Raw genomic sequence first — 24,789 nt, forward strand, 5'->3', positions numbered from 1 at the left:
TCAATACCCGCGCCCCTGGCCCACGGGAGGCGCTCCGGTGCTCGACCTCACCACCAGGCTGGTCGCCAGCTCCACCCGGGTCGCCGCCCGTTCGTCGTCCTCGCGGCCCAGTTCCAGCACCAGCCGGGCCGCGGCCTCCGCCATCTCGGTCAGCGGCTGCCGTACGGTCGTCAGCGGCGGGCCCACCCAACGGGCCACCGGCAGGTCGTCGAAGCCGACCACGCTCAGGTCCTCGGGCAGGCGCAGCCCCAGCTCTCGCGCGGCCTCGTACAGACCGAGCGCCTGCAGGTCGTTGCCCGCGAAGACGGCGGTGGGCCGGTCGGGACGGCGCAGCAGCTCCAGTCCCAGGCGGTAGCCGGCCTCGTGGTGGAAGTCGCCGGTCTTGACCAGGTCCGGGTCGACGGGCAGTCCGGCGGTCTCCAGGGCCGCCCGGTAGCCGTCGAGGCGGGCGCGGCTGCACATCATCCGGGACGGGCCGCTGATCGCGCCGATCCGGGTGTGACCGAGTTCGACCAGGTGGCGGGTGGCGGCGAGGCCGCCCTGCCAGTTGGTGGCGCCGATGGAGGGGACGTCGGGGCCGGGGTCGCCGGCCGGGTCCATCACCACGAACGGGATGGAGCGGCTGGTCAGCAGCGCCCGCTGGGACTCGTCGAGCCCGGACAGCACCAGCACGACACCGTGCGGCCGGCGGGCGGCGACCTGATCGGCCCAGGTCCGCCCGGGGGTGAGCCGCCCGGCGGACTCGGACAGGACGACACTCAGCCCGGCGTCCCGGGCCACGTTCTCCACGCCCCGGATGACCTCCATCGCCCAGGCGCTCTCCAGCTCGTGGAAGACCAGGTCGATCAGGGGCGAACGGGAAGCCTCGGCGCGCCGGCGCCGGTAGCCGTAGGCCCGCAGCAGTTCCTCGACGCGCAGCCGGGTCGCCGGGGCGACATCCGCGCGGCCGTTGAGGACCTTCGAAACAGTCGGAGCGGACACGCCGGCCTCACGGGCGATTTCGGCGAGGGTCGCCGTCTGCGTTTCTGCGGGCTTCGGAGGCTTCATGCCCGCGATCGTATCCCTGCGGGACCTCTTGACGAAGGCCCAGTCCCGCCATAGGTTCCCGGAACATTCGGTGCATTGCCCGAAACATTCGTGAGCAGAGACGGGAGTTATATGACCACCGCTCCTTGGCGCGACCCCGCCCTGCCCGCCGACGCCCGGGTGGACGATCTGCTCTCCCGGATGACCCTGGAGGAGAAGACCGCCCAGCTGTACGGCGTGTGGGTGGGTGCCGCCACGGACGGCGACGGCGTCGCCCCGCTGCAGCGCGAGATGACCGCCGACTACCACTGGGACGAGCTGATCACCCTCGGTCTCGGCCAGCTGACCCGCTCCTTCGGCACCGCCCCCGTTGACCCGGCGCTGGGCGCGCAGGCACTGGCCCGCGCCCAGCGTCGTATCGCCGCTGCGGGCCGGTTCGGCATCCCGGCCGTCGCCCACGAGGAGTGCCTGGCGGGCTTCACCGCCTGGGGGGCGACGGCGTACCCGGTCCCGCTCGCCTGGGGCGCGTCCTTCGACCCGCCGCTGGTGGAGGAGATGGGCCGGCGGATCGGCGGGGACCTGCGCTCGGTCGGCGTCCACCAGGGCCTGGCGCCCGTCCTGGACGTCGTACGCGATCCGCGCTGGGGCCGGGTGGAGGAGACGATCGGCGAGGATCCTTACCTGGTCGGCACGATCGGCGCCGCGTATGTGCGGGGGCTGGAGTCGGCCGGGGTCGTCGCCACGCTCAAGCACTTCGCCGGGTACGCGTCCTCGGCGGGGGCGCGGAACCTGGCGCCGGTGCGGGCGGGCACCCGGGAGTTCGCGGACGTCACGCTCCCGCCCTTCGAGATGGCGCTGCGGGAGGGCGGGGCGCGATCGGTGATGGCGGCCTACACCGAGCGCGACGGCGTTCCCGCCTCCGGTGATCCCGCCCTGCTCACCGAACTCCTGCGCGAGGAGTGGGGGTTCACCGGGACGGTGGTCGCCGACTACTTCGGCATCGGCTTCCTCCAGAGCCTGCACCGGGTCGCCGCGACCGAGGCGGACGCGGCCCGGCTGGCGCTGGAGGCGGGCATCGACGTCGAGCTGCCGACGCTCAAGTGCTATGGAAAGCCGCTGGTGGCGGCCGTACGGGAGGGGCGCGTCGCCGAGGAGCTGGTGGACCGCGCGGCCCGCCGTGTGCTGCTGCAGAAGTGCGGGCTGGGGCTGCTCGACGAGGACTGGCGGCCGGAGCCGGCCGGCCGCGTCGACCTCGACGCCACGGCGAACCGGGTGCTGGCCCGCCGCCTGGCCGAGGAGTCGGTGGTGCTGCTGGACAACCCGGACGGCCTGCTTCCGCTGGCCGCCGACAGCCGTGTCGCGGTCGTGGGACCGCGCGCGGCCGACCCGCTGGCGATGCTCGGCTGCTACTCCTTCCCGTCCCATGTCCTCACCCAGCACCCCGATGTGCCGCTCGGCCTGGACATCGCGACCGTCCTCGACGCGCTGCGCGCCGAACGCCCGGACGCCAAGGTGACGTTCGCCGAGGGCTGCGGGGTGTCGGACCCGGACCGGGCCGGCTTCCCGGAAGCGGTGGCGCGGGCCTCGGAGGCGGACGTGTGCGTGGCGGTGCTGGGCGACCGGGCGGGCCTGTTCGGGCGGGGCACGTCCGGCGAGGGCTGCGATGTGACGGACCTCGAACTCCCCGGAGTGCAGGGGGAGTTGCTGGACGCTCTGGTGGCGACCGGGGTCCCGGTGGTCCTGGTCCTGCTGACCGGCCGCCCCTATGCGCTGGGCCGCTGGCACGGCCGGCTGGGCGCGGTGGTCCAGGCGTTCTTCCCGGGCGAGGAGGGCGGCCCGGCGGTCGCGGGGGTCCTGTCCGGCCGGGTGAACCCCTCGGGCCGGCTTCCGGTGAGCGTGCCGCGCGTGCCCGGGGGCCAGCCGTGGACGTACCTCCAGCCGCCGCTGGGCCTGGCGGGCGAGCTGAGCAACCTGGATCCGACACCGCTCTACGCCTTCGGGTACGGGCGGTCCTACACCACCTTCGCCTGGGAGGACTTCACGGGCTCGGAGCCCCGGATCACCACGGACGGCTCCTACGACCTCACGCTGACCGTCCGCAACACGGGCGAGCGCGCGGGCACCGAGGTCGTCCAGCTCTATCTGCACGACCCGGTGGCGTCGGTGACCCGCCCGGACGTCCGCCTGGTCGGCTACGAGCGGCTGGAGCTGTCCCCCGGCAGGTCCCGCCGGGTGACCTTCCACTTCCACGCGGACCTCTCGGCGTTCACCGACCGCTCGGGCCGCCGGGTGGTCGAACCGGGCGACCTGGAGCTGCGGCTGGCCTCCTCCAGCGCCGATCCCCGGCACACCGCCCGGCTCACCCTGACGGGTCCGGCCCGAGCGGTGGGGGCGGACCGTCGGCTGCGCTGCGAGGTGTCGACCAGCGACGTCGACGGCTAGGCAAGGCGAGGCGAGGCGAGGCGACCGAGGGGGATCACCCTGACCGCCTCCCACGGCACCGTGCCGCGAGGACGGACCCCATGAGCCCACCCCCGCGGGCGTCACTCTTTCGGGTGGGCCCGGTGCCGACGGGGGTGAGGTTCGTGATCGACCACGTCACCGGCAGCCGGCCGAGGACGCCCTTCTCCCGGGGCCGCCGAACGGCCCAGGGCCGCCCGGGCGCCCGGGCGACGCCGACCCGGCGCCGGTGTGGCCGCGCATCCCGACGGGATAGAAATCCTGGAGCGGACGACATCCGGCTTGCCGACCGCCCCGCCCACCCCGTCAGGAGCACCCTTGGCCCCGCCGAAACCGGTGATGAAGAAACTGCCCGAGGTCACGCTGGCGTTCTGGATCATGAAGATCGCGGCGACCACGCTGGGCGAGACCGCGGGCGACCTCTTCGCGCAGACCCTGAAGCTCGGATACTTCCTCACCACGCTCGCCCTGTTCGGGCTGTTCGTGGTGACGCTGGTGATCCAGCTCCGCTCGTCCCGCTACAACCCGTTCTTCTACTGGACCGTGATCCTGTCGACCAGCATGGCCGGCACCACGATGTCCGACTTCATGAACCGTGACGCCAGCGCCAGATACCTCTCGGGCGGCGCCACCCGGCTGGGCTGGGGCCCGCAGGGTCTCGGTCTCGGCTACCCCACCGGCGCCGCGATCCTGATCTCGCTCCTCGCCGCCATCTTCGTGGCCTGGAAGCTGACCGGTATGACCTTCCGGATCACCGAGATCGTCAGCTTCCGCGGCGAGGCGCTGTTCTGGTCGGCGATCCTCGTCTCCAACACCCTCGGCACCTCGATGGGCGACTACCTCTCCGACAGCTCCGGCCTCGGCTACCTGGGCGGCGCGCTCCTCGTGTCGGGTGCGCTGGCCGTGCTGCTCGCGCTGACGAAGGTGCCCGTGGTGCCGAACGTGGTGCTGTTCTGGATCGCCTTCGTCCTCACCCGCCCGCTCGGCGCCACCGCCGGTGACCTCCTGACCAAGCCGGTCGCCAAGGGCGGCCTCGACCTGGGCACGGCCGGCTCCTCGGCGGTCCTGCTGGCCGTCCTGTTCGGGCTGATGGGCTCCGCTCACCTGAGGGAGCGCCGTGCCGCCCCCATGACCGCGGGACCGGAGCACGAGGGCCCGGAGGCGGAGGCGACCCAGCCGCAGCGGGCCAGGCGTTAGGAGCCGTCGGTACCGGGCTGCGCCCGGTCAGTGCCCGTCCACGCGCGCCGACTCGCATTCCACCGACTCGCATTCCACCGACTCGAACCGCCACCGGTGCACCGCCCGGGTGACCAGGTCCCCGGGCGGCTCGGGCAGCTCCGGCAGTTCGGCGTCGTACGACCCCTCCCACCAGGTGATCACCAGGACCCGGTCCTCGGGCGCCCGGAAGGCCTCCCGGCGCAGTGGCTGCCCGGCGAGCCGCTGTCCACGCGCCCAGGTGAGGAGGTCGTCCCCCCTGCCCCGGGCCGCCCGGGCCTCCCACATCAGCGCGACCGTCACGAGTAGAGGTTCTCCTCGCCGACCTCGTGCACATGGTCGTGGCCCGGCACATGCGGGTCGGTCACCGGCAGCGAGGAGTCCGCGGACAGGTCCCAGCCGGAGGCCGCCCGGTTCCGGGACACCATCTCCGCGCCCAGGGCCGCCACCATCGCGCCGTTGTCGGTGCACAGCTTGGGGCGCGGAACCCGCAGCCGGATGCCGGCCGCCTCGCAGCGCTCCTGGGCCAGCACCCGGAGCCGCGAGTTCGCGGCCACTCCGCCGCCGATCATCAGGTGGTCGACGCCCTCGTCCTTGCAGGCCCGTACGGCCTTGCGGGTCAGTACGTCCACCACGGCCTCCTGGAAGGAGGCGGCGACGTCCCGCACCGGGACCTCCTCGCCCGCCGCCCGCTTCGCCTCGATCCAGCGGGCCACGGCCGTCTTCAGACCGGAGAAGGAGAAGTCGTAGGCCGGGTCGCGGGGCCCGGTCAGGCCGCGCGGGAAGGCGATCGCCGCCGGGTCGCCCTCCTTGGCGTACCGGTCGATGACCGGGCCGCCCGGGAAGCCCAGGTTCAGCACACGGGCGATCTTGTCGAAGGCCTCGCCCGCCGCGTCGTCGATCGTGGCGCCCATGGGGCGGACGTCCGAGGTGATGTCCGAGGACAGCAGCAGCGAGGAGTGGCCGCCGCTGACCAGCAGCGCCATGGTCGGCTCGGGCAGCGGGCCGTGCTCCAGCTGGTCCACGCAGATGTGCGAGGCGAGGTGGTTGACGCCGTACAGGGGCTTGCCCAGCGCGTAGGCGTACGCCTTCGCGGCCGAGACGCCGACCAGCAGGGCGCCGGCCAGGCCGGGACCGGCGGTCACCGCGATGCCGTCCAGGTCCCGGGCCGAGACCCCGGCCTCCTTCAGCGCGCGGTCGATGGTCGGGACCATCGCCTCCAGGTGCGCCCGGGACGCCACTTCGGGTACGACACCGCCGAAGCGGGCGTGCTCGTCGACGCTGGAGGCGATGGCGTCGGCGAGCAGGGTGGTGCCGCGCACGATGCCGACGCCGGTCTCGTCGCAGGAGGTCTCGATCCCCAGTACCAGGGGTTCGTCAGCCATTGATCTCAGTTCCTTGCACGGATGAGGAAGGGTCGGTCAGGCGCATCACCAGGGCGTCCACGTTGCCCGGCTGGTAGTAGCCGCGTCTGAAGCCGATGGGGGCGAAGCCGAAGCGCTCGTAGAGCTTCTGGGCGGGAAGGTTGTCGACCCGGCATTCGAGCATGACCTCGGCGCACTCGAAGGCGGTGGCGGCTTTCAGCAGCTCGGTGAGCAGCCGTCCGCCGAGGCCGGTGCCCTGGTGGTCGCGGGCCACGGCGATGGTCTGGATGTCGGCCAGTTCACCGGAGGCCGCAAGGCCCGCGTATCCGACGATCCGGCCGGTCCCGTCCTCGGCCACCAGGTAGCGCCGGGTCGCCTCGGCGCCGCGGGAATGGGCCAGCTCGGACCAGAACATGCCCCGCGACCAGGCGTCCTCGGGGAACAGGTCCTTCTCCAGCTCCAGGACCGGGTCGATGTCCCACCAGCGCATCTCACGCAGTCGTGCGGTCACTTCGGGGTGACCACCTTGTAGTTCTTGGGGACCTGGGCGTCGGGCCGGCGCAGGTACAGCGGCCGGGGCGCCGGCAGCTCCTCGCCCGCGGCCAGCTTCTCGGCGGCCAGGGAGGCGAGGGCGGCGGCGGAGATGTGCTCCGGTTCGTGGGCCTGCGGGAAGGTGTCGGGGTAGAGCAGCGCGCCGGCGCCGACGGCCGGCAGCCCGGTCACCCGTTCGGCGATGTCGGCGGGCCGGTCCACGGCCGGGTCGGTGAGCCGGGTGCGGGAGTCGGCGTACGTGGCCCAGTAGACCTCCTTGCGCCGGGCGTCGGTCGCCACGACGAAGGGCCCCTTCTCGATGTCGGCGGCGTAGGCGAGGCCGTCCAGCGTGCACAGCCCGTGCACCGGCACGCCGAGCGCGAGACCGAAGGTGTCCGCGGTCATCAGGCCGACGCGCAGCCCGGTGTAGGGGCCGGGACCGGTGCCGACGACGATCCCGGTGACGGTGTCCAGCGTGAGGCCGGCCTGGGCGAGGACGCGGTCGACGGCCGGCAGCAGCAGCTCTCCGTGCCGGCGCGCGTCCACCTGGCTCGACGAGGCGATGACGTCCGTGCCGTCGTGCAGCGCGACGGTGACGGCGGGGGTGGCGGTATCCAGAGCGAGCAAGAGCACGCGAACAGCCTACGGCTCTCGCGCGTGGCGGGCGGCCGTCCCGGTGGGGTGGTCACGGACTGCTACCGTCTGTACGAAGTACGACAAATGACGCGAGACAGAGGTGGGCGCACGTGGCAGGGACCAGCGCGGGGATCGTGGCCGGGCTCACCGCGGCGGCCGTGGGAGCCGTGGGTTTCCTCGCCTACCAGGCGTCGGCGACCGTACCGGCGGGACTGGGCGCCAGGGTCACGGCGAGCGGCGCGCCCGGGCCGAACGCCGCCAGGACGTCCCGGGACCGGCGCGACCCCACCGCGCTGCCCGCCTCCTCCGGAACGGGTGAACGGGTCGTGTACTCGGTGGACACCGACCGGGTCTGGCTGGTCACCGAACGGAACCGGGTGCAGCGCACCTTCACGGTACGGCCCGGCACCGTGGACCCGCTGCCGGGCAGGTACCGGGTCACCTCCCGCTCCAACGCGGTCACCGGCACCGACGGCACCCCCATCGAGCACGTCGTCCGCTTCACCACGCTGGACGGGGTCACGATCGGCTTCAGCGCGGCGGTGGGCGACGGCTCCGCCGCACCCCCGGACCCGGTGACCAGGACGGGCGGCATCCGCGAGAAGCGGGCGGACGGCGACGCCATGTGGCGGTTCGCGACGATCGGGGTATGGGTCGTCGTGATCCACTAGGGCGGTTCCCGGGCGGCCCCGCGCCAGGCTCGGGGCCGGTCCTGTTCCCGGCTACGCCGCCTCGCGGTGCCCTTCCGTCGGCTTCACGGGGGTCTCCGGTTCCGGTTCCCTCGGGGGTGTGGAGATCACGTCCGCGGCCGCGCACGACGCCAGCAGATCGCGCATCGAGACCCCGGCGGCCGCGTACGGCCGTGCCATGGGCTGAGAAGCGGGCATGGACGCCTCCTGAGGTACGGGGGCGGAGGTAGTTAGGCACACCTAACTACGTGCTGGATACCATGTGACCACGCCCGACGGCTCCAGCGCAATATGTTGCCGACGGCTTGTCGGAAAGTTCCCTCAGGCGGACAGCGCCCCGAGATCCACGGTCGTCCACCGCTCGCCCAGACCGGTCACCGTCACGTGCCGGACCTCGTCGGTCGTGTCGCCGACGGCCCGGTGGATGACGACCTGGAGGCGGTCCTCGGTCAGCTCCTCGACCTTGCCCTCGCCCCACTCCACGACGATCACCGAGTCGGGCAGCGAGACGTCGAGGTCGAGGTCCTCCATCTCGTCGAGGCCGCCGGCCAGGCGGTAGGCGTCGACGTGGACGAGCGGCGGGCCGTCGACCAGGGAGGGATGCACACGGGCGATCACGAAGGTGGGCGAGGTGACCGCGCCGCGCACGCCGAGCCCCTCGCCGAGGCCCCGGGTCAGCGTCGTCTTGCCCGCCCCGAGTTCCCCGGTGAGCATCACCAGGTCGCCCGCGCGCAGCAGCTTGGCCAGGCGTCGGCCCACCTCCCGCATCTGCTCGGGGGAGTTGACGATCAGCTGGGTCTCAACGGGGTTGTGCGGTGCTGCTGGTGCTTCCATAGCCACTTACCGTAGCCCCTGCGGGCACGGCACCGGCGCGGGTGAGGAGGTCGGCGAGGCGGTCGGTGACCACCTCCGGGTGCTCCAGCATCACCAGGTGCCCGGCGTCCGGCACGAGGACCAGTTCGGCGTCCGGCAGCAGGTCGGCGATGGCCTCGCTGTGCTCGCTGGGGGTGACCAGGTCCTTCACTCCGGCCAGCACCAGCACCGGGAAGTCCCGGAAGAGGGCGAGCGCCTCGGTCTTGTCGTGGTCGGTGAAGGCCGGGTAGAACTCGGCGACCACGTCGATCGGGGTGGACTCGATCATCCGCTCGGCGAACCGCTCCACCGCCGGATCGACGTCCCGGGAGGCGAACGAGTACCGCTTGATGATCCCGGCGAACAGCTCGGCCGTGGCCCGCCGCCCCTTCTCCACCAGCGCCGCCTGCTGCCCCAGCGCCTTGAGCACCCCGGGGAGCACCCGGCGCACCGCGTTGACCCCGGCCACCGGCAGACCGAAGTTGACCTCGCCGAGCCGCCCGGAGGAGGTACCCACGAAGGCGGTGGCGACCACCCGTTCGCGGATCAGTTCCGGGTACTGGGCGGCCAGCGCCATCACCGTCATCCCGCCCATGGAGTGCCCGACGAGCACGATCGGCCCGTCCGGCACGGCCGCGTCGACGACCGCCTTGAGGTCGCGGCCGAGCTGGTCGATGGTGAGCGCCACGCCGTTCTGGAGCTGGCCCACGCCCCGCCCGGAGCGCCCGTGGCTGCGCTGGTCCCAGTGCACGGTCCGTACGACGCCGCGCAGCGCCGCGCGCTGAAAGTGCCAGGAGTCCTGGCTGAGGCAGTAGCCGTGGCTGAAGACGACGGTGACCGGGGCGGGTGCCTTGCGGCCGAAGAGCCGGCGCCGGCGCGGGGACAGGTTCGGACCGCCCGCGTCGGGCTCGACGTCGTCGACCTCGTAGTACAGCTCGGTGCCGTCGTCGGCGTACGCCTTGCCGGGGGTGCCGCGCAGGGTGCCGTACGGTCCCGCCGAGTCCAGCGCCAGCCGGGCCTTGCGGCGCACCCCCCGGCCGACCGTCATGCGCTCCACGGCGACGCCGGCGGCCGCACCGGCGGCGAGTACGCCTATCGCGGCCCCGGCGATGCCGGTCGCCTTGCGCCAGCCCCCGGCCGCCCCGGCGGCGGAGGCGACGACCACCGCGGCGGCGTCGGCCACGGCCTCCGCACTGCTCTCGCTCACGTACCGCTCCTCTTCGCCGTGCCGCAGTGTTCCAGTTACCGGTCGTACAGGTGTCAGCGTGGCGGGCGGTACCGTGGCGCGCGGCCGACGGACGCCCCCGGACGGTCGTCCGTCCTTCTGCCCGTGCGTCTACTGGTCCGTTTACCCGTCCTGTTCCTCGTTCACATAGACGCGAGGAACACGGGTTCCGATCCGGGTGACGATCTCGTAGGCGATCGTGCCCGCGGCCTGCGCCCAGTCCTCGGCGGTGGGCTCGCCACGGTCGCCGGGGCCGAACAGGATCGCCTCGTCGCCCGCGGCGGGCTCGTCGCCGCCGAGGTCGACCACGAACTGGTCCATCGCGACCCGCCCGGCGACCGTCCGCCACTTGCCGCCGACCAGCACCGGCCCGGAGCCGGAGGCATGGCGCGGGACACCGTCCGCGTAGCCGACGGGGACCAGCCCGAGGGTCGTCTCGCCGGCGGTCACGTAGTGGTGGCCGTAGCTGACGCCGTGACCGCCCGGCACGTGTTTGACCAGCGCCAGGGACGCCGAGAGCGTCATCACCGGGCGCAGGCCGAAGTCGGCCGGGCTGCCGAGCTCCGCGCTGGGCGAGACGCCGTAGAGCGCGATCCCGGTGCGGACCAGGTCGAAGTGGGTCTCGGGGAGGGTCAGCGTGGCGGGCGAGTTGGCGATGTGCCGCACCTCGGGGCGCACGCCCTGATCCTCGGCGTACGCCAGCATCTCCCTGAACCGGCCGAGCTGTGCGGCGATGGAGGGGTGGCCCGGCTCGTCGGCGCAGGCGAAGTGCGACCACAGCCCGGTGACCCGGATCAGGCCCTCGCTCTCGGCGCGCCGGGCCTCGGCCACCAGTTCGGACCAGTCGGCGGGCTGGCAGCCGCCCCGGCCGAGTCCCGTGTCGGCCTTCAGCTGCACGCGGGCGGTCCGCCCGGCCTCCCGGGCCGCCCCGGTCACCTCGCGCAGCGCCCACATCCCGCTGACGGACACGTCGAGGTCGGCCTCGACCGCCTGCCGCCAGGGGCCGCCCGGCGTCCACAGCCAGCACATGATCCGCCCCGGCAGACCGGCCGCGCGCAGCGCCAGGGCCTCCTCGGGCGTGGCCGTGCCGAGCCAGTCCGCGCCCGCCTCGACGGCCGCGCGGGCACACGGCACCGCCCCGTGGCCGTAAGCGTCGGACTTGACCACGGCCATCAGGGCCGCGCCCGGCGCGAGGCGGGCACGCAGGGCGCGCACGTTGGCCCGCAGGGCGGCCAGGTCGATCTCGGCGCGGGCGCGCAGGGGCGCGGTCGGCGCAGGTGCTGTCTCACTCATCGCGCCCCCAGTGTCTCAGAGGCCCCCGGACGCCCTGGGGCGCAGGCCCTACGAACCGGCTCGCCGCCCCCAGACGTATACCCGGTCGTTCAGCTTCAGCACGTCCCACAGCTTGCGCGCGTCCTTCAGTTCGAGGTTGACACAGCCCCAGGAACCGACGGTGGTGTAGATGCTGCCGTAGACGGCGTGGAAGGCCTCGCCGCCGTCGAAGAACTGGGCGTACGGCATGGGCTGGTTGTACAGCGTCGACCAGTGGTTCTTGTGCCGCCAGTAGATCCGGTGCCAGCCGCCCCGGGTCACATGTCCCTTGCGTCCGCTGCGCATCGGCACCGGGCCGAAGATCACCTTCTTGCCCTTCTGCACCCAGGTCAGCTGCCGGTTCAGGTCCACACAGGCGACCCGGTAGGAGCGCACCGGGCACTTCTTGGCCGCGTTGGGGTTCTTCCCCGCCGAGATCAGCATCATGGTCGACCAGGTGACCGGACCCGCGAACCCGATGGCGGGCTTGATCCCGTGCTTCTTCTGGAAGGCGCGGATGGCCTTGCAGTCGCCCGTGGACTGCTTGCCGTCGACCTTCCGCTTAAGCCACCGCTCGACCTGCCGCTGGTAGGGACCGGCCTGCTTGCTGCACGCCACCTTGGCGACGACGTCACCGAGGGGCACGTACTCGACGAGGTCGTACGCCCCCGGCGCCGCGTCCTTCGGCTCCACGGCGTCCTCGGCCGCGCTGGGCGTGTACACCTTCGGGGGCAGCATCTGGTCGGGCGTGTCGATCTCCCACGGCTGGGCGGGGCCGGGCGGGATGCCGGGCACCAGCTCCGTCTCCGCGCCGGCGACGGCGGGAGGCGCGGGCGCGGCGACGCGGGGCGCGGTGGCGCCGAGAACCGTGGCGGGGACGAGTGGCGCGGCGAAGGCGGTGGTGGAGGTGGAGGTGGAGGTGGATGCGGAGGTGGATGCGGAGGCAGAGGCGGAGGCAGTCGCTGAGGCAGAGGCGGTCGCCGTGGCAGTGGCGAGCAGTACGGCGATGCCTCGGAACGCGAGCCGCGTGCCGGTCATTCTTCGGTTGATCATTCGTGTGCTGACCATGCGATCAGCCAAACGCCCCGCCCGCCGGGATCACGGAAGCCGCGCGGTCGGTTCACCCGATAAGAGAGCGGTCGGACCACCCGACAGACACCCGCACGGCCCTGTACGGCGGCGTCAGTCCCGTACATCCCGCCACGCCTCCGGGATCCGCGCCGCCACGTCGTGGGCCCCCGCCGGCGCCCCGTCCGACGCGAACCGCCCCGCGAGGCCGTGCAGATAGGCCGCCACGCTGCCCGCGTCCAGCGCCGTGAGCCCGGCCGCCAGCAGGGACCCGGCCAGCCCCGACAGCACGTCCCCGCTCCCGGCGGTGGCCAGCCACGGCGTCCCGGTCGGGTTCACCCGTACGGTCCCTCCCGCGCCGTCGGCGACCAACGTCGTCGACCCCTTGAGCAACACGGTCGCCCCGTACAGCGCGGCCAGCCTCCGCGCGGACTCCAGCCGCGCCCCCTCGACCTCCTCGCGCCGCACCCCGAGCAGCGCGGCGGCCTCCCCGGCGTGCGGGGTCATCAGCGTGGGAGCCGTACGGCCCCGGACCGCGTCCCGTTCGGCCAGCCGCAGCCCGTCCGCGTCGAGCAGCACCGGCACGTCGGACCCCAGCACCTCGGCCACGGTGGCCGCGTCGTCCCCGGCGCCGGGCCCCACCACCCAGGCCTGGACCCGCCCGGCCTTCCTCGGCCCCTGACCGGACACGAGCGTCTCCGGGAACCGGGCGATGACGGCGTCCCCGGCGGGCCCGACGTACCGGACCGCGCCGGCCCCGCCCCGCAGGGCCCCGGCGACGGCGAGCACGGCGGCCCCCGGATACCGGACGGAGCCGGCGGCGATGCCCACCACCCCCCGCCGGTACTTGTCGCTCTCGGCGGCGGGCCGGGGCAGCAGCGCGGCCACGTCGGCGTGCTGCAGGGCCTCCAGTTCGGCCTCGGCGGGCAGTTCGAGCCCGATGTCGACGAGGCGGACGGAGCCGGCGTACTCCCGGGCCGGGTCGATCAGCAGTCCGGGCTTGTGCGTGCCGAAGGTGACGGTGAGATCGGCGCGTACGGCGGTCCCGCGCACCTCTCCGCTGTCCGCGTCGACCCCGCTCGGCAGGTCGACGGCGACGACGGCGGCGCCGGATCGTTCGACGGCGGCGGCCAGCGCCTCGGCGTCCGCCCGCAGCCCGCCCTTCCCGCCGATGCCGACGATCCCGTCCAGGACGAGGTCGGCACGCGCGATGTGCGTGCCGGCGCCGCCGGCCGCCGCCGGCACGACGACGCCCCCCGCCCGCCGCAGTGCCGCGAGTCCCCCGGGATGGGCGCGCTCGGGGTTGAGGAGTACGGCGGTGACCCCCGCGCCACGCCGGGCGAGCCTCGCCCCGGCGTACAGCGCGTCTCCCCCGTTGTCCCCGCTGCCGACGAGCAGGACGACCCGGCGGCCGTACACCCGCCCGAGCAACTCGGCCGAGGCGGCGGCCAGTCCGGCGGCGGCCCGCTGCATGAGGGCCCCCTCGGGGACCCGCGCCATCAGCTCGCGCTCGGCTGTCCTTACGGTTTCCACGGTATGAGCGGTACGCATGGGTCGAGTCTGCCCCGAATCCGGTACCGCTCGCTTCCCGAGTTCACCCTTCGGCGATCACCACGGCCGACGCGATCCCTGCGTCGTGACTGAGCGACACATGCCAGGAGCGCACCCCGAGTTCGGCGGCCCGGGCGGCGACGGTCCCGGTCACCCGCAGCCGGGGCTGCCCGCTCTCCTCGACGTACACCTCGGCGTCCGTCCAGTGCAGGCCGGGCGGGGCGCCGAGGGCCTTGGCGACGGCCTCCTTGGCGGCGAACCGGACGGCGAGCGAGGCGATGCCCCGCCGCTCCCCGCTCGGCAGCAGCAACTCGCTCTCCAGGAACAGCCGGTCGGCCAGCGCAGGCGTACGGTCCAACGACGCCCGGAACCGGTCGATCTCGGCTACGTCGATTCCGACCCCGATGATGCTCATGCGAGGCAGCTTAGGGGCCCTTGGGCGAGGATTCCTGAGGGATCCTCACTCCACCGTGACGGACTTGGCCAGGTTGCGCGGCTGGTCCACCTCGTTGCCCCGGGCGGTGGCCAGCTCGCAGGCGAAGACCTGGAGGGGCACGGTGGCGACGAGCGGCTGCAGCAGCGTAGGCGTGACCGGGATGCGGATCAGGTGGTCCGCGTAGGGCACCACCGCCTCGTCGCCCTCCTCCGCGATCACGATCGTCCGGGCGCCCCTCGCCCGGATCTCCTGGATGTTGGAGACGATCTTGTCGTGCAGGACGGAACGGCCGCGTGGCGAGGGGACGACCACCACCACCGGCAGGTCCTCCTCGATCAGCGCGATCGGACCGTGCTTCAGCTCGCCCGCCGCGAAGCCCTCCGCGTGCATGTACGCCAGCTCCTTGAGCTTCAGCGCGCCTTCGAGCGCCACCGGGTAGCCCACGTGCCGTCCCAGGAACAGCACGGTGTTCTTGCCGGCCAGGGACCGCGCCAGCGCACGCACCGGCTCCATCGTCTCCAGCACCCGGTCGACCTCGCCGGAGATCTGTGACAGGTCCCGGATGACCGCCCGGATCTCGTCACCCCACTTGGTGCCCCGCACCTGGCCCAGATACAGCGCCACCAGGTAACACGCCACCAGCTGCGTCAGGAACGCCTTCGTCGAGGCGACCGCCACCTCCGGCCCCGCGTGCGTGTACAGCACCGCGTCCGACTCGCGCGGAATCGTCGAACCGTTGGTGTTGCAGATCGCCAGCACCTTGGAGCCCTGTTCCCGGGCGTGCCGCAGCGCCATCAGCGTGTCCATCGTCTCGCCGGACTGGGAGATGGCGATGACCAGCGAGCGGGAGTCCAGGATCGGGTCCCGGTAGCGGAACTCGCTCGCCAGCTCCACCTCGCACGGGATGCGCGTCCAGTGCTCGATGGCGTACTTGGCGATCATCCCGGCGTGGAAGGCCGTACCGCAGGCCACGATGACGACCTTGTCCACCTCGCGCAGCTCGGCCGCGCCGATGCGGACCTCGTCGAGCGTCAGCGAGCCGGCCGCGTCGATGCGGCCCAGCAGCGTATCGGCGACCGCCTTGGGCTGCTCGGCGATCTCCTTGAGCATGAAGTAGTCATAACCCCCCTTTTCCGCGGCCGACGCGTCCCAGTCGACGTGGTACGAGCGGACGTCGGCCGGACGGCCGTCGAAGCCCGTCACCGTCACGCCGTCCCGGCGCAGCTCCACCACCTGGTCCTGTCCCAGCTCGACCGCCGACCGCGTGTGGGCGATGAACGCGGCGACGTCCGAGGCGAGAAAGGCCTCGCCCTCTCCAACGCCCACCACCAGCGGGGAGTTCCGCCGCGCGCCCACCACCACATCCGGTTCGTCCGCGTGCACCGCGACCAGCGTGAACGCGCCCTCCAGCCGCCGGCACACCAGCCGCATCGCCTCGGCGAGATCCGCACACGAGGAGAACTCCTCGGCCAGCAGGTGGGCGACCACCTCCGTGTCCGTCTCGGAGGCCAGCTCGTGCCCCCGCTCCGCCAGCTCCGCGCGCAGCACCGCGAAGTTCTCGATGATCCCGTTGTGGACCACCGCCACCCGGCCCGCGTTGTCCAGGTGCGGGTGCGCGTTGGCGTCCGTCGGCCCGCCGTGCGTGGCCCACCGCGTGTGCCCGATCCCGGTGGACCCGGTCGGCAGCGGCCGGTCGACCAGCTCCTTCTCCAGGTTCACCAGCTTCCCGGCCTTCTTCGCGGCCGCCAGCCCGCCGTCCGCCAGCACGGCGACGCCCGCCGAGTCGTACCCCCGGTACTCAAGTCGCTTCAGTCCGGCCATGACCACATCCAGCGCCGACTGCGACCCCACGTATCCCACGATTCCGCACATGCAGCGCAGCCTACGGTCACTACCCCGCCGGAAACCGGCATCGCGTGCCCGGAATCGGAAATTATCGGGGTGGTTCCGGAGCCGACGTGGAATCCCGGTGCAGCGACGGCCGAGCGTGACCCACCCCACCCCACGGCCCGTTCAAACTCCGTTAACAATGGACTGTGATCTCTCCGGTCTCCCCGATGCCCCGGAGCGCCCACCGGCACAGGCCGGAGGCGACTCCCTACGTCGACCTCACCCGCGCCGAGTGGAGCGCGCTGCGCGACAAGACGCCGCTGCCGCTCACCGCCGAGGAGGTCGAGAAGCTGCGTGGCCTCGGCGACGTCATCGACCTCGACGAGGTGCGGGACATCTATCTGCCGTTGTCCCGGCTCCTCAATCTCTACGTCGGCGCGACGGACGGACTGCGCGGGGCGCTCAACACCTTCCTCGGCGAGCAGGGCTCCCAGTCCGGCACCCCGTTCGTCATAGGCGTCGCCGGCTCCGTCGCCGTGGGCAAGTCGACCGTCGCGCGTCTGCTGCAGGCCCTGCTCTCGCGCTGGCCCGAGCACCCCCGCGTGGAGCTGGTCACCACCGACGGCTTCCTGCTGCCCACCCGGGAGCTGCAGGCCCGGGGCCTGATGTCGCGGAAAGGTTTCCCCGAGTCCTACGACCGCCGGGCGCTCACCCGCTTCGTCGCCGACATCAAGGCCGGCAAGGACGAGGTGACGGCCCCCGTCTACTCCCACCTCATCTACGACATCGTCCCCGACCGGCGGCTCACCGTCCGCCGGCCGGACATCCTCATCGTCGAGGGGCTGAACGTCCTGCAGCCCGCTCTGCCCGGCAAGGACGGCCGCACCCGCGTCGGTCTCGCCGACTACTTCGACTTCAGCGTGTACGTCGACGCGAGCGGCGAGGACATCGAGCGCTGGTACCTCAACCGGTTCAAGAAGCTGCGCCAGACCGCCTTCCAGAACCCGTCCTCGTACTTCCGCAAGTACACCCAGGTGTCCGAGGAGGACGCGCTGGACTACGCGCGCACCCTGTGGCGCACCATCAACAAGCCCAACCTCGTCGAGAACATCGCCCCCACCCGCGGCCGGGCCACGCTCATCCTGCGCAAGGGCCCGGACCACAAGGTGCAGCGGCTCCGGCTGCGCAAACTGTGACCGCCGCGCTCCCCGCTACCCTGCGGGCATGCTGCATCTGCGTCTGATCACCCCGGCCGACAGGACCGACGAGGTGGTGCGGCTGATCGAGAAGACGGTCGGCACCACGCACCTCGCCGTCCTGCCGGGGGCCGCACGCAACCCGGCCGGGGACATCGTGATGTGCGACGTCGCCCGGGAGGCGGGCGACGGACTGCTGACCGGACTGCAGGAACTGGGCATCGAGGACACCGGCTCCATCGCCGTGGAGAACATCGACCTGTCGCTGTCCAGGCGGGCCGACAAGGCCGAGGAGGAGGCGCCGGGCGAGGGCGCGGACGCGGTGCTGTGGGAACACCTGGCCGACGCCACGCACGACGAGTCCACGCTCTCGATCACGTACGTCGCCTTCCTCACCGTCGCCACCATGATCGCGGCCTGCGGCGTGGTCCTGGACAACGCGGTCCTGATCGTGGGGGCGATGGCCGTGGGACCCGAGTTCGGTCCGCTGGCCGGACTGAGCACGGCCGTCGTCCAGCGGGCCCCGCGCCTGGCGCTGCGCTCGCTGACCGCCCTGCTGGTGGGTTTCGCGGTGGCGATGGCGGCGACCGTGGGCTTCAGTCACTTCATGGACGCGGTCGGTCTGTTCCACCGCTCGGACCTGGCGGGCGAGCGGCCCAACACGGCCTTCGTCTACGCCCCCGACGCCTTCTCCTTCGTCGTGGCCGTGCTGGCCGGCATCGCCGGGACCCTGTCGCTGACCTCCGCCAAGTCGGGCGCGCTGGTCGGCGTGGCGATCTCCGTGACGACGGTGCCGGCCGCCGCCAACGCGGCCGTCGCCCTCACCTACGGCGACACGCGCCAGACCGTCGGTTCGACGGACCAGCTGCTGCTCAACCTGCTCGGTATCGTCCTGGCCAGCACGCTCACGCTGCTCGCCCAGAAGTGGCTCTGGCGGAAACAGCGCGAGCGCACCGCGCGGACCGGTTGAAACGGACCGGTTGAAACGGACCGGTTGAAACGGACCGGCCTGAAGCGGATCGGCCTGAAAGGGATCCGCTCGAAGAAGGTCAGCCCAGCGCCGACTTCACGGCGTCGGCCAACCGGCCCGCCACCGAGCGCGCCTGGTCGATGTCGGCCGCCTCGACCATCACGCGTACCAGCGGTTCCGTACCGGACGGCCGGAGCAGCACCCGGCCCGTCGTGCCCAGTTCCCGCTCGGCCTCGGCGACCGCCGCGGCCAGGTCCGCCGACGTCTTCACCCGGGACCTGTCCACGTCCGGGACGTTGATGAGCACCTGCGGCAGCCGCTCCATGACGGAGGCGAGGTCGCGCAGCGTACGGCCGGTCTGCGCGACCCGGGCCGCCAGCAGCAGGCCGGTCAGCGTGCCGTCACCGGTGGTGGCGTGGTCGAGGATGATGACGTGCCCGGACTGCTCGCCGCCGAGGGCGTAGCCGTGCTCCTTCATCTCCTCCAGCACATAGCGGTCACCGACCGCCGTCTGCACCAGCTGGATGCCCTCGCGCTCCATGGCCAGCTTGAAGCCCAGATTCGACATGACCGTCGCGACGACGGTGCCGGAGCGCAGCGCGGAACGCTCCCGCATCGCCAGCGCGAGGACGGCCATGATCTGGTCGCCGTCCACCTCCTCGCCGGTGTGGTCCACGGCCAGGCAGCGGTCGGCGTCGCCGTCGTGGGCGATCCCGAAGTCGGCGCCGTGCTCGATGACGGCGGCCTTCAGCGGGCCGAGATGGGTGGAACCGCAGCCGTCGTTGATGTTGAGACCGTCCGGGTCCGCGCCGATCGTGACGACCTCGGCACCGGCCCGGGTGAACACCTCGGGCGAGACCCGCGAGGCCGCGCCGTGCGCCTCGTCGAGGACGATCTTCAGCCCGTCGAGCCGGTTCGGGAGCACGCCGAGGAGATGGGTGACGTACTTCTCGGAGCCCTCGTCGTAGGACCGGACGCGGCCGACGCCCGCGCCGGTGGGGCGCTCCCAGGGCTCACCGTGGCGGTGCGCCTCGTACACGGCCTCGATCCGCTCCTCCAGCTCGTCGTCGAGCTTGTGCCCGCCGCGCGCGAGGAACTTGACGCCGTTGTCGGGCATCGCGTTGTGGCTGGCGGACAGCATCACGCCGAGGTCGGCGCCGAGCGCGCCGGTGAGGTACGCCACCGCGGGCGTCGGCAGCACGCCGACCAGCAGGACGTCCACGCCTGCGCTCGCCAGGCCGGCCACCACGGCGGCCTCCAGGAACTCCCCGGACGCACGCGGGTCCCGTCCGACCACCGCCGTCGGCTTGTGGCCCTCGAAGGTACCCGCCTCGGCCAGTACGTGGGCCGCCGCGACGGAGAGACCGAGCGCCATCTCGGCCGTCAGATCCGCGTTGGCGACACCGCGCACGCCGTCCGTACCGAAGAGTCGTCCCACTTGTCCTCCATCCGATCACACAAGCCTCTGAGCAGCTGAGCGTCTTGTGTCGTTATACGCCCTTGACTGGGATAAACGAACGCCCCGACGGCACATGTGGCGTGCCGCCGGGGCGTTCGGAGTACGAGCAGGCGACGATTAACGCTTGCTGTACTGCGGGGCCTTGCGGGCCTTCTTCAGACCGGCCTTCTTGCGCTCGACCGCACGGTCGTCGCGACGGAGGAAGCCGGCCTTCTTGAGCGGACCGCGGTTGTTGTCGACGTCGGCCTCGTTCAGGGCACGGGCGACACCGAGACGCAGGGCACCGGCCTGGCCGGAGACACCGCCACCCGCGATGCGGGCGACGACGTCGTAACGGCCTTCGAGCTCGAGCACCTTGAAGGGCTCGTTGACTTCCTGCTGGTGCACCTTGTTGGGGAAGTAGTCCTCGAGGGTGCGACCGTTGATCTTCCACTTGCCGGTGCCCGGGACGATCCGGACGCGGGCGATGGCGTTCTTGCGGCGGCCCAGGCCGGCGGCCGGCTGGGGCTCACCGAAACGGGACGCGAGGGACTCGGAGGTGTACTCGCCCTCGACGGGGACGTCCGACTCCGTGGTGTAGCTGTCGATGTCAAGCTCTTCGAGCGGCTGCTCGGCAGTGGTCTCGGCCACGATTCTCCTCAGATTCTGTTCAGTCTTAGGGGGTGGCCGGACTTACTGCGCGACCTGGGTGATCTCGAACGGCACCGGCTGCTGCGCAGCGTGCGGGTGCACGTCACCCTTGTAGACCTTCAGCTTCGAGAGCATCTGACGGCCCAGCGTGTTCTTGGGGAGCATTCCCTTGACGGCCTTCTCGATGGCCTTCTCAGGGTTCTTGTCGAGCAGCTCGTCGTAACGGACGGAGCGCAGACCACCCGGGTAGCCGGAGTGGCGGTACGCCATCTTCTGGGTCCGCTTGTTGCCGGACAGGTGCACCTTGTCGGCGTTGATGATGACGACGAAGTCACCGGTGTCGACGTGGGGGGCGTAGATCGGCTTGTGCTTGCCGCGGAGAAGGGACGCGGCGGTGGTGGCGAGACGGCCCAGGACGACGTCCTGAGCGTCAATGACGTGCCACTGGCGAGTCACATCGCCGGGCTTGGGGCTGTACGTACGCACTTCGCAGCCTTCTTCTTCAGTGGATGGGTGCTGACACATGGCATCACTGAAGCGATCGTGCAGCTGGGGACGACAATGCCGGGGACGCTGCCCGTATGCCGCCCACTGGTAACTGCTCCAGGGAACCTAGGTAGAGGCCACTCCCGTGAAAATGAGCGAGCCAATACACAACGAAGGGTTAGCGTACCGGGACGCCCCCGGACGGGTCAAAACGAGCCCGCCGGGATCCGGGCGCGCCGAGATGATCCAGCCTACGGCGATACGTCCCCTACGGCATCCGGCAGAGCGCACCGGCACCCCGCGCCCCCCGTCTAAGATGCGCCCCATGAGTTACGGGCAGGGGGGACCCCAGTCTCAGTGGGATCCCTGGAAACCGAATTCCCAGCAGCCGTGGAGCGCGGACGGGGGTGCGTCTCCCGACTGGGCGGCGCTCGCCGAAGCGTCGGAGACACGCAACAAGCGGCGCAAACTGCTGTTCATCGGCGGTGGCGCGCTCGCCACGGTCGGCGTCGGGGCCGCCGTCGCCATGGCCGTGGTCTCGGCGAACGACGGCCGCAGCAGCGCCTCGGGGCAGCCGACCAACCTGCCCGCGAGCGCCTCGCTGCCCAGCAGTTCGGCCGGCGCGCCGTCCTTCGCGCCGACCACTGCCCCGCCGCCGCTGGACCCCAAGGTGTTCATATCCAGTGTGAAGAAGGACACGGCACCGCTCAGCGCCGAGACCCTCTTCCCGGGCACCCAGCTGACCATGGGCGAGACGGTGTACAAGAAGGGCGCCACGGCCGACACCAAGGACTGCGCCTCGGTCGCGGGCGGCACCCTTCCCAAGGTCCTCACCGCCAACGGCTGCACCCGGCTGCTGCGGGTCAGCTACACCAAGGACGGTGTCGCGGTGACCGTCGGCGTCGCGGTCTTCGACACCGAGGCCCAGGCGCTCAAGGCCAAGGGCCAGGCGGACCCGCACAGCATCGTGAAGTCGCTGGCCGGCCAGGGCATCAAGGCCTTCTGCGACTCGGCGATCTGCCGTTCGACGACCAACTCCTACGGCCGCTACGCCTACTTCACGATCGCCGGCTTCACCAACGGCAAGAACGTCACCAACAAGGACACCAAGGTCTTCCGCACCGGTGACGACCTGGCCGAGTTCACCTTCCGGCAGATCCGCCGCCGGGGCGAGGCCCAGGCGTCCGCGGCCACGAACCACTAGCCGCCAGGAGACGGTCAGCAGGTTTCGCAGCCCGGCGATCCGGGCAGCGACCGCTTGTTCCGGGCCTCCTTGTTCCGGGCCGCCAGCAGCTCGTCGGCGGGGTAGCCGACCTCCTCCAGCGTCAGCCCGTGCGGCCGTACGACATGCACGGCGGAGTCCCGGACACCGGCCGCCAGCACCTTCCCGGGCCACTCCGGACCCCGGTGGCCGTCCCCGACGAACAGCAGCGCGCCGATCAGTGAGCGCACCATGTTGTGGCAGAACGCGTCGGCCCGGACGGTCGCGGTGACGACCCCGTCCGCGCCGCGGGCCAGGCTCAGCTCCTGGAGCGTACGAATGGTGGTCGCGCCCTCGCGCCGCTTGCAGTACGCCGCGAAGTCGTGCTCGCCGAGGAGCGCGCGGGCCGCCTCGTTCATGGCGTCCACGTCGAGCGGCCAGTCGTGCCACAGCACGTGCCCGCGCAGCAGCGGGTCGACGCCCCCCGGGTTGTCGGTGACGCGGTAGGCGTAGCGGCGCCAGATCGCGGAGAAACGTGCGTCGAAGTCGGCGGGGGCCTCGGTCAGACGCCACACGCGCACGTCCTTGGGCAGCCGCCCGGCGAGCCGCTTGAGCAGCTTCTCCCGGTGCTCGGCCCACAGCTCCCCGGGCAGGTCCACATGCGCCACCTGGCCGCGGGCGTGCACCCCGGCGTCGGTGCGTCCGGCCACGGTCAGCTCGTACGTCCTCTCCCCCGACCGCGTGACCGTCCGCAGCGCGTCCTCGATCTCGGCCTGTACGGTCCGCTTCCCGCCGGCCTGCTTGGCCCAGCCGTGGAAGTCGGCGCCGTCGTAGGACAGGTCGAGACGGACACGGACGTGACCGGGCTGTACTTCACTCACACACAGATCCTTTCAGTGCGGATCCCTCGGAAAGAACGCGAAAGCGGGCCCGCCCGGTGAAGGGCGGACCCGCTCAGCTCAAGGCAGGGCCTCAGGCGTCCGTGGACTCCTCGGGGGCGTCCTCGGCCTTGGTCTCCTCGACCTTGGCCTCGTCCGCCTCCTTGACCGCACGCTTGGTGGCGGCCTCGGCCTCGCCGGTCGCCTGCTGCGCCACCGTCAGCGCTTCGACCAGCTCGATGACAGCCATGGGCGCGTTGTCGCCACGGCGGTTACCGATCTTGGTGATGCGGGTGTAGCCACCCGGACGGTTCTCGTAGCGCGGGCCGATCTCGGTGAAGAGCGTGTGGACGACGCTCTTGTCCGTGATCACCTGGAGCACCTGACGGCGGTTGTGAAGGTCGCCCTTCTTCGCCTTGGTGACCAGACGCTCGGCGTACGGCCGCAGCTTGCGGGCCTTCGCCTCGGTGGTGGTGATACGGCCGTGCTCGAAGAGGCTCTTCGCGAGGTTCGCGAGGAGCAGCTTCTCGTGCGCGGCGCTGCCGCCCAGACGGGCACCCTTGGTGGGCTTCGGCATTGTTCTTCTCCTGTGTGTCTGCCCCGGCCGTATCAGGTACCGGGGTCAGGAACCCGATGAGCGGATGCTCACCGGCAACGACCGGTCAGTACGGTCAGTACTGCTCGGTCTCCACGAAACCCGCGTCCGCGTCGTCGTCGGCGCCGAAGGCGTCGGCGGCGGCCGTGGGGTCGAATCCGGGCGGGCTGTCCTTGAGGGCCAGGCCCATGCCGGCCAGCTTCGCCTTGACCTCGTCGATGGACTTCGCACCGAAGTTGCGGATGTCCAGCAGGTCGGCCTCGGAGCGGGCGACGAGTTCACCCACGGAGTGGATGCCCTCACGCTTGAGGCAGTTGTAGGAGCGGACGGTGAGCTCCAGCTCCTCGATCGGCAGCGCGAGGTCGGCGGCCAGGGCGGCGTCCGTGGGGGACGGGCCCATGTCGATGCCCTCGGCGTCGATGTTGAGTTCACGCGCGAGACCGAACAGCTCGACCAGGGTCTTGCCGGCGGAGGCCATGGCGTCACGCGGACGCATCGCCTGCTTGGTCTCGACGTCGACGATCAGCTTGTCGAAGTCGGTGCGCTGCTCGACACGGGTGGCCTCGACCTTGTACGTGACCTTCAGCACGGGGCTGTAGATCGAGTCGACCGGGATACGGCCGATCTCCTGGCCCACCTGCTTGTTCTGCACGGCGGAGACGTAACCGCGGCCGCGCTCGACCGTCAGTTCCATCTCCAGCTTGCCCTTGCCGTTGAGCGTGGCGAGGACCAGGTCGGGGTTGTGGACCTCGACACCGGCCGGGGGCGCGATGTCGGCGGCGGTGACCAGACCCGGGCCCTGCTTGCGCAGGTACATCACGACCGGCTCGTCGTGCTCCGAGGAGACGACCAGCTGCTTGATGTTGAGGATCAGGTCGGTGACGTCCTCCTTGACGCCCGGCACGGTGGTGAACTCGTGCAGGACGCCGTCGATGCGGATGCTGGTGACAGCGGCACCGGGGATCGACGACAGGAGGGTGCGACGGAGCGAGTTGCCGAGGGTGTAGCCGAAGCCCGGCTCCAGCGGCTCGATCACGAACCGGGAGCGGAATTCGTCGACGACCTCTTCGGTCAACGAGGGACGCTGAGCGATCAGCATGTGTGGATCAGATCCTTCTTTCGTGGACGCCCGCTATTTGACGCCCGACGGAAACCGCCCCCGGCGAAAGGGACGGGTACT

The 24,789-nt window shown here is 71.8% G+C and carries 25 protein-coding genes; 6 read left to right on the forward strand and 19 right to left on the reverse strand.

Annotation, left to right across the window (positions count from 1 at the left end):
* A complete protein-coding gene (locus ACFYMM_RS02765) occupies positions 1 to 1,047 on the reverse strand; it encodes a LacI family DNA-binding transcriptional regulator (protein ID WP_388383108.1) in 1,047 nt (348 codons plus the stop codon).
* Positions 1,048 to 1,158: 111 nt separating this feature from the next.
* On the opposite strand from ACFYMM_RS02765, the gene ACFYMM_RS02770 reads away from it, so the two are divergent.
* A complete protein-coding gene (locus ACFYMM_RS02770; RefSeq protein WP_388383110.1) occupies positions 1,159 to 3,468 on the forward strand; it encodes a glycoside hydrolase family 3 N-terminal domain-containing protein in 2,310 nt (769 codons plus the stop codon).
* Between the two features lie 336 nt (positions 3,469 to 3,804).
* Entirely contained in the window at positions 3,805 to 4,683 is an 879-nt protein-coding gene (locus tag ACFYMM_RS02775) for a hypothetical protein (RefSeq protein ID WP_388383111.1), read from the forward strand.
* A 27-nt stretch (positions 4,684 to 4,710) separates the two neighbouring features.
* Here the strand turns inward: ACFYMM_RS02775 and ACFYMM_RS02780 are convergent, their stop codons facing one another.
* From ACFYMM_RS02780 to tsaB, 4 genes are read right to left on the reverse strand one after another with little or no spacing between them, the layout of a single operon-like run.
* A complete protein-coding gene (locus ACFYMM_RS02780; protein ID WP_388383113.1) occupies positions 4,711 to 5,004 on the reverse strand; it encodes a hypothetical protein in 294 nt (97 codons plus the stop codon).
* The gene (tsaD, locus tag ACFYMM_RS02785; RefSeq protein WP_388383114.1) at positions 5,001 to 6,086 is read right to left on the reverse strand and encodes a tRNA (adenosine(37)-N6)-threonylcarbamoyltransferase complex transferase subunit TsaD; all 1,086 of its coding nucleotides are present in this window, start codon (positions 6,084 to 6,086) and stop codon (positions 5,001 to 5,003) included. The genes ACFYMM_RS02780 and tsaD overlap by 4 nt, the downstream gene beginning before the upstream one ends.
* The gene (rimI, locus tag ACFYMM_RS02790; RefSeq protein WP_388383318.1) at positions 6,079 to 6,555 is read right to left on the reverse strand and encodes a ribosomal protein S18-alanine N-acetyltransferase; all 477 of its coding nucleotides are present in this window, start codon (positions 6,553 to 6,555) and stop codon (positions 6,079 to 6,081) included. Before rimI ends, tsaD begins: the two co-directional genes overlap by 8 nt.
* Before the next feature lie 17 nt (positions 6,556 to 6,572).
* Complete coding sequence (gene tsaB, locus ACFYMM_RS02795; protein ID WP_388383116.1) at positions 6,573 to 7,229, reverse strand: tRNA (adenosine(37)-N6)-threonylcarbamoyltransferase complex dimerization subunit type 1 TsaB; 657 nt, start codon at positions 7,227 to 7,229, stop codon at positions 6,573 to 6,575.
* Between the two features lie 113 nt (positions 7,230 to 7,342).
* Between tsaB and ACFYMM_RS02800 the strand changes: the two genes are divergently transcribed.
* Positions 7,343 to 7,903: a hypothetical protein gene (locus ACFYMM_RS02800; RefSeq protein WP_388383118.1), complete on the forward strand. Its 561-nt coding sequence runs from the start codon at positions 7,343 to 7,345 to the stop codon at positions 7,901 to 7,903.
* A 51-nt stretch (positions 7,904 to 7,954) separates the two neighbouring features.
* On the opposite strand, the gene ACFYMM_RS02805 is transcribed toward ACFYMM_RS02800, so the two are convergent.
* From ACFYMM_RS02805 to glmS, 8 genes are all read right to left on the reverse strand, one after another.
* Positions 7,955 to 8,119, reverse strand: coding sequence for a hypothetical protein (locus ACFYMM_RS02805; protein WP_388383120.1), 165 nt, complete (start codon positions 8,117 to 8,119; stop codon positions 7,955 to 7,957).
* Between the two features lie 123 nt (positions 8,120 to 8,242).
* Complete coding sequence (gene tsaE, locus ACFYMM_RS02810; protein WP_388383121.1) at positions 8,243 to 8,755, reverse strand: tRNA (adenosine(37)-N6)-threonylcarbamoyltransferase complex ATPase subunit type 1 TsaE; 513 nt, start codon at positions 8,753 to 8,755, stop codon at positions 8,243 to 8,245.
* Positions 8,721 to 9,980 carry an alpha/beta fold hydrolase gene (locus ACFYMM_RS02815; protein ID WP_388383123.1) on the reverse strand — a complete coding sequence of 420 codons (1,260 nt, stop codon included), beginning with the start codon at positions 9,978 to 9,980 and terminating at the stop codon, positions 8,721 to 8,723. Before ACFYMM_RS02815 ends, tsaE begins: the two co-directional genes overlap by 35 nt.
* 141 nt (positions 9,981 to 10,121) lie before the next feature.
* Positions 10,122 to 11,291, reverse strand: coding sequence for an alanine racemase (gene alr / locus ACFYMM_RS02820; RefSeq protein WP_388383126.1), 1,170 nt, complete (start codon positions 11,289 to 11,291; stop codon positions 10,122 to 10,124).
* Between the two features lie 48 nt (positions 11,292 to 11,339).
* Complete coding sequence (locus ACFYMM_RS02825; RefSeq protein ID WP_388383129.1) at positions 11,340 to 12,347, reverse strand: L,D-transpeptidase family protein; 1,008 nt, start codon at positions 12,345 to 12,347, stop codon at positions 11,340 to 11,342.
* A gap of 144 nt (positions 12,348 to 12,491) precedes the next feature.
* Positions 12,492 to 13,928: an NAD(P)H-hydrate dehydratase gene (locus ACFYMM_RS02830; RefSeq protein WP_388383131.1), complete on the reverse strand. Its 1,437-nt coding sequence runs from the start codon at positions 13,926 to 13,928 to the stop codon at positions 12,492 to 12,494.
* A 43-nt stretch (positions 13,929 to 13,971) separates the two neighbouring features.
* A complete protein-coding gene (locus ACFYMM_RS02835; protein WP_388383133.1) occupies positions 13,972 to 14,343 on the reverse strand; it encodes a holo-ACP synthase in 372 nt (123 codons plus the stop codon).
* 45 nt (positions 14,344 to 14,388) lie between these two features.
* Positions 14,389 to 16,236, reverse strand: coding sequence for a glutamine--fructose-6-phosphate transaminase (isomerizing) (glmS, locus tag ACFYMM_RS02840; RefSeq protein ID WP_388383135.1), 1,848 nt, complete (start codon positions 16,234 to 16,236; stop codon positions 14,389 to 14,391).
* A 185-nt stretch (positions 16,237 to 16,421) separates the two neighbouring features.
* Here glmS and coaA point away from each other — a divergent pair, with 185 nt between their 5' ends.
* Both coaA and ACFYMM_RS02850 read left to right on the forward strand, forming a co-directional pair.
* The gene (coaA, locus tag ACFYMM_RS02845) at positions 16,422 to 17,390 is read left to right on the forward strand and encodes a type I pantothenate kinase (protein WP_388383137.1); all 969 of its coding nucleotides are present in this window, start codon (positions 16,422 to 16,424) and stop codon (positions 17,388 to 17,390) included.
* 28 nt (positions 17,391 to 17,418) lie between these two features.
* Entirely contained in the window at positions 17,419 to 18,360 is a 942-nt protein-coding gene (locus ACFYMM_RS02850; RefSeq protein WP_388383139.1) for a DUF389 domain-containing protein, read from the forward strand.
* A gap of 79 nt (positions 18,361 to 18,439) precedes the next feature.
* Here the strand turns inward: ACFYMM_RS02850 and glmM are convergent, their stop codons facing one another.
* From glmM to rplM, 3 genes are all read right to left on the reverse strand, one after another.
* Positions 18,440 to 19,798: a phosphoglucosamine mutase gene (gene glmM / locus ACFYMM_RS02855; RefSeq protein WP_388383140.1), complete on the reverse strand. Its 1,359-nt coding sequence runs from the start codon at positions 19,796 to 19,798 to the stop codon at positions 18,440 to 18,442.
* A gap of 138 nt (positions 19,799 to 19,936) precedes the next feature.
* The gene (rpsI, locus tag ACFYMM_RS02860) at positions 19,937 to 20,449 is read right to left on the reverse strand and encodes a 30S ribosomal protein S9 (protein ID WP_181801315.1); all 513 of its coding nucleotides are present in this window, start codon (positions 20,447 to 20,449) and stop codon (positions 19,937 to 19,939) included.
* 42 nt (positions 20,450 to 20,491) lie between these two features.
* Entirely contained in the window at positions 20,492 to 20,935 is a 444-nt protein-coding gene (gene rplM / locus ACFYMM_RS02865; protein ID WP_317444892.1) for a 50S ribosomal protein L13, read from the reverse strand.
* Between the two features lie 325 nt (positions 20,936 to 21,260).
* Between rplM and ACFYMM_RS02870 the strand changes: the two genes are divergently transcribed.
* The gene (locus ACFYMM_RS02870; RefSeq protein WP_388383143.1) at positions 21,261 to 22,139 is read left to right on the forward strand and encodes a hypothetical protein; all 879 of its coding nucleotides are present in this window, start codon (positions 21,261 to 21,263) and stop codon (positions 22,137 to 22,139) included.
* A gap of 14 nt (positions 22,140 to 22,153) precedes the next feature.
* Here the strand turns inward: ACFYMM_RS02870 and truA are convergent, their stop codons facing one another.
* The 3 genes from truA to ACFYMM_RS02885 all read right to left on the reverse strand — a co-directional run bounded on the left by truA (position 22,154) and on the right by ACFYMM_RS02885 (position 24,708).
* A complete protein-coding gene (gene truA, locus ACFYMM_RS02875) occupies positions 22,154 to 23,017 on the reverse strand; it encodes a tRNA pseudouridine(38-40) synthase TruA (protein WP_388383145.1) in 864 nt (287 codons plus the stop codon).
* 91 nt (positions 23,018 to 23,108) lie between these two features.
* On the reverse strand, positions 23,109 to 23,591 hold the full coding sequence (gene rplQ / locus ACFYMM_RS02880) for a 50S ribosomal protein L17 (RefSeq protein WP_388383148.1): 483 nt from the start codon (positions 23,589 to 23,591) through the stop codon (positions 23,109 to 23,111).
* A gap of 94 nt (positions 23,592 to 23,685) precedes the next feature.
* Entirely contained in the window at positions 23,686 to 24,708 is a 1,023-nt protein-coding gene (locus ACFYMM_RS02885) for a DNA-directed RNA polymerase subunit alpha (RefSeq protein WP_003966937.1), read from the reverse strand.
* Positions 24,709 to 24,789 lie beyond the last annotated feature (81 nt).

Origin of the sequence: Streptomyces sp. NPDC006739 (genome assembly GCF_042869815.1) — a bacterium.
Lineage (GTDB): Bacteria > Actinomycetota > Actinomycetes > Streptomycetales > Streptomycetaceae > Streptomyces.

Excerpts from the sequence above, each read along its gene's own strand:
- ACFYMM_RS02765 (WP_388383108.1), bottom strand. The coding sequence starts at position 1,047 with ATGAAGCCTCCGAAGCCCGCAGAAACGCAGACGGCGACCCTCGCCGAA.
- ACFYMM_RS02770 (WP_388383110.1), top strand. The coding sequence starts at position 1,159 with ATGACCACCGCTCCTTGGCGCGACCCCGCCCTGCCCGCCGACGCCCGG.
- tsaD (WP_388383114.1), bottom strand. The coding sequence starts at position 6,086 with ATGGCTGACGAACCCCTGGTACTGGGGATCGAGACCTCCTGCGACGAG.
- rimI (WP_388383318.1), bottom strand. The coding sequence starts at position 6,555 with ATGCGCTGGTGGGACATCGACCCGGTCCTGGAGCTGGAGAAGGACCTG.
- ACFYMM_RS02805 (WP_388383120.1), bottom strand. The coding sequence starts at position 8,119 with ATGCCCGCTTCTCAGCCCATGGCACGGCCGTACGCGGCCGCCGGGGTC.
- tsaE (WP_388383121.1), bottom strand. The coding sequence starts at position 8,755 with ATGGAAGCACCAGCAGCACCGCACAACCCCGTTGAGACCCAGCTGATC.
- alr (WP_388383126.1), bottom strand. The coding sequence starts at position 11,291 with ATGAGTGAGACAGCACCTGCGCCGACCGCGCCCCTGCGCGCCCGCGCC.
- ACFYMM_RS02825 (WP_388383129.1), bottom strand. The coding sequence starts at position 12,347 with ATGACCGGCACGCGGCTCGCGTTCCGAGGCATCGCCGTACTGCTCGCC.
- ACFYMM_RS02830 (WP_388383131.1), bottom strand. The coding sequence starts at position 13,928 with ATGCGTACCGCTCATACCGTGGAAACCGTAAGGACAGCCGAGCGCGAG.
- ACFYMM_RS02835 (WP_388383133.1), bottom strand. The coding sequence starts at position 14,343 with ATGAGCATCATCGGGGTCGGAATCGACGTAGCCGAGATCGACCGGTTC.
- glmS (WP_388383135.1), bottom strand. The coding sequence starts at position 16,236 with ATGTGCGGAATCGTGGGATACGTGGGGTCGCAGTCGGCGCTGGATGTG.
- coaA (WP_388383137.1), top strand. The coding sequence starts at position 16,422 with ATGCCCCGGAGCGCCCACCGGCACAGGCCGGAGGCGACTCCCTACGTC.
- ACFYMM_RS02850 (WP_388383139.1), top strand. The coding sequence starts at position 17,419 with ATGCTGCATCTGCGTCTGATCACCCCGGCCGACAGGACCGACGAGGTG.
- ACFYMM_RS02870 (WP_388383143.1), top strand. The coding sequence starts at position 21,261 with ATGAGTTACGGGCAGGGGGGACCCCAGTCTCAGTGGGATCCCTGGAAA.
- rplQ (WP_388383148.1), bottom strand. The coding sequence starts at position 23,591 with ATGCCGAAGCCCACCAAGGGTGCCCGTCTGGGCGGCAGCGCCGCGCAC.
- ACFYMM_RS02885 (WP_003966937.1), bottom strand. The coding sequence starts at position 24,708 with ATGCTGATCGCTCAGCGTCCCTCGTTGACCGAAGAGGTCGTCGACGAA.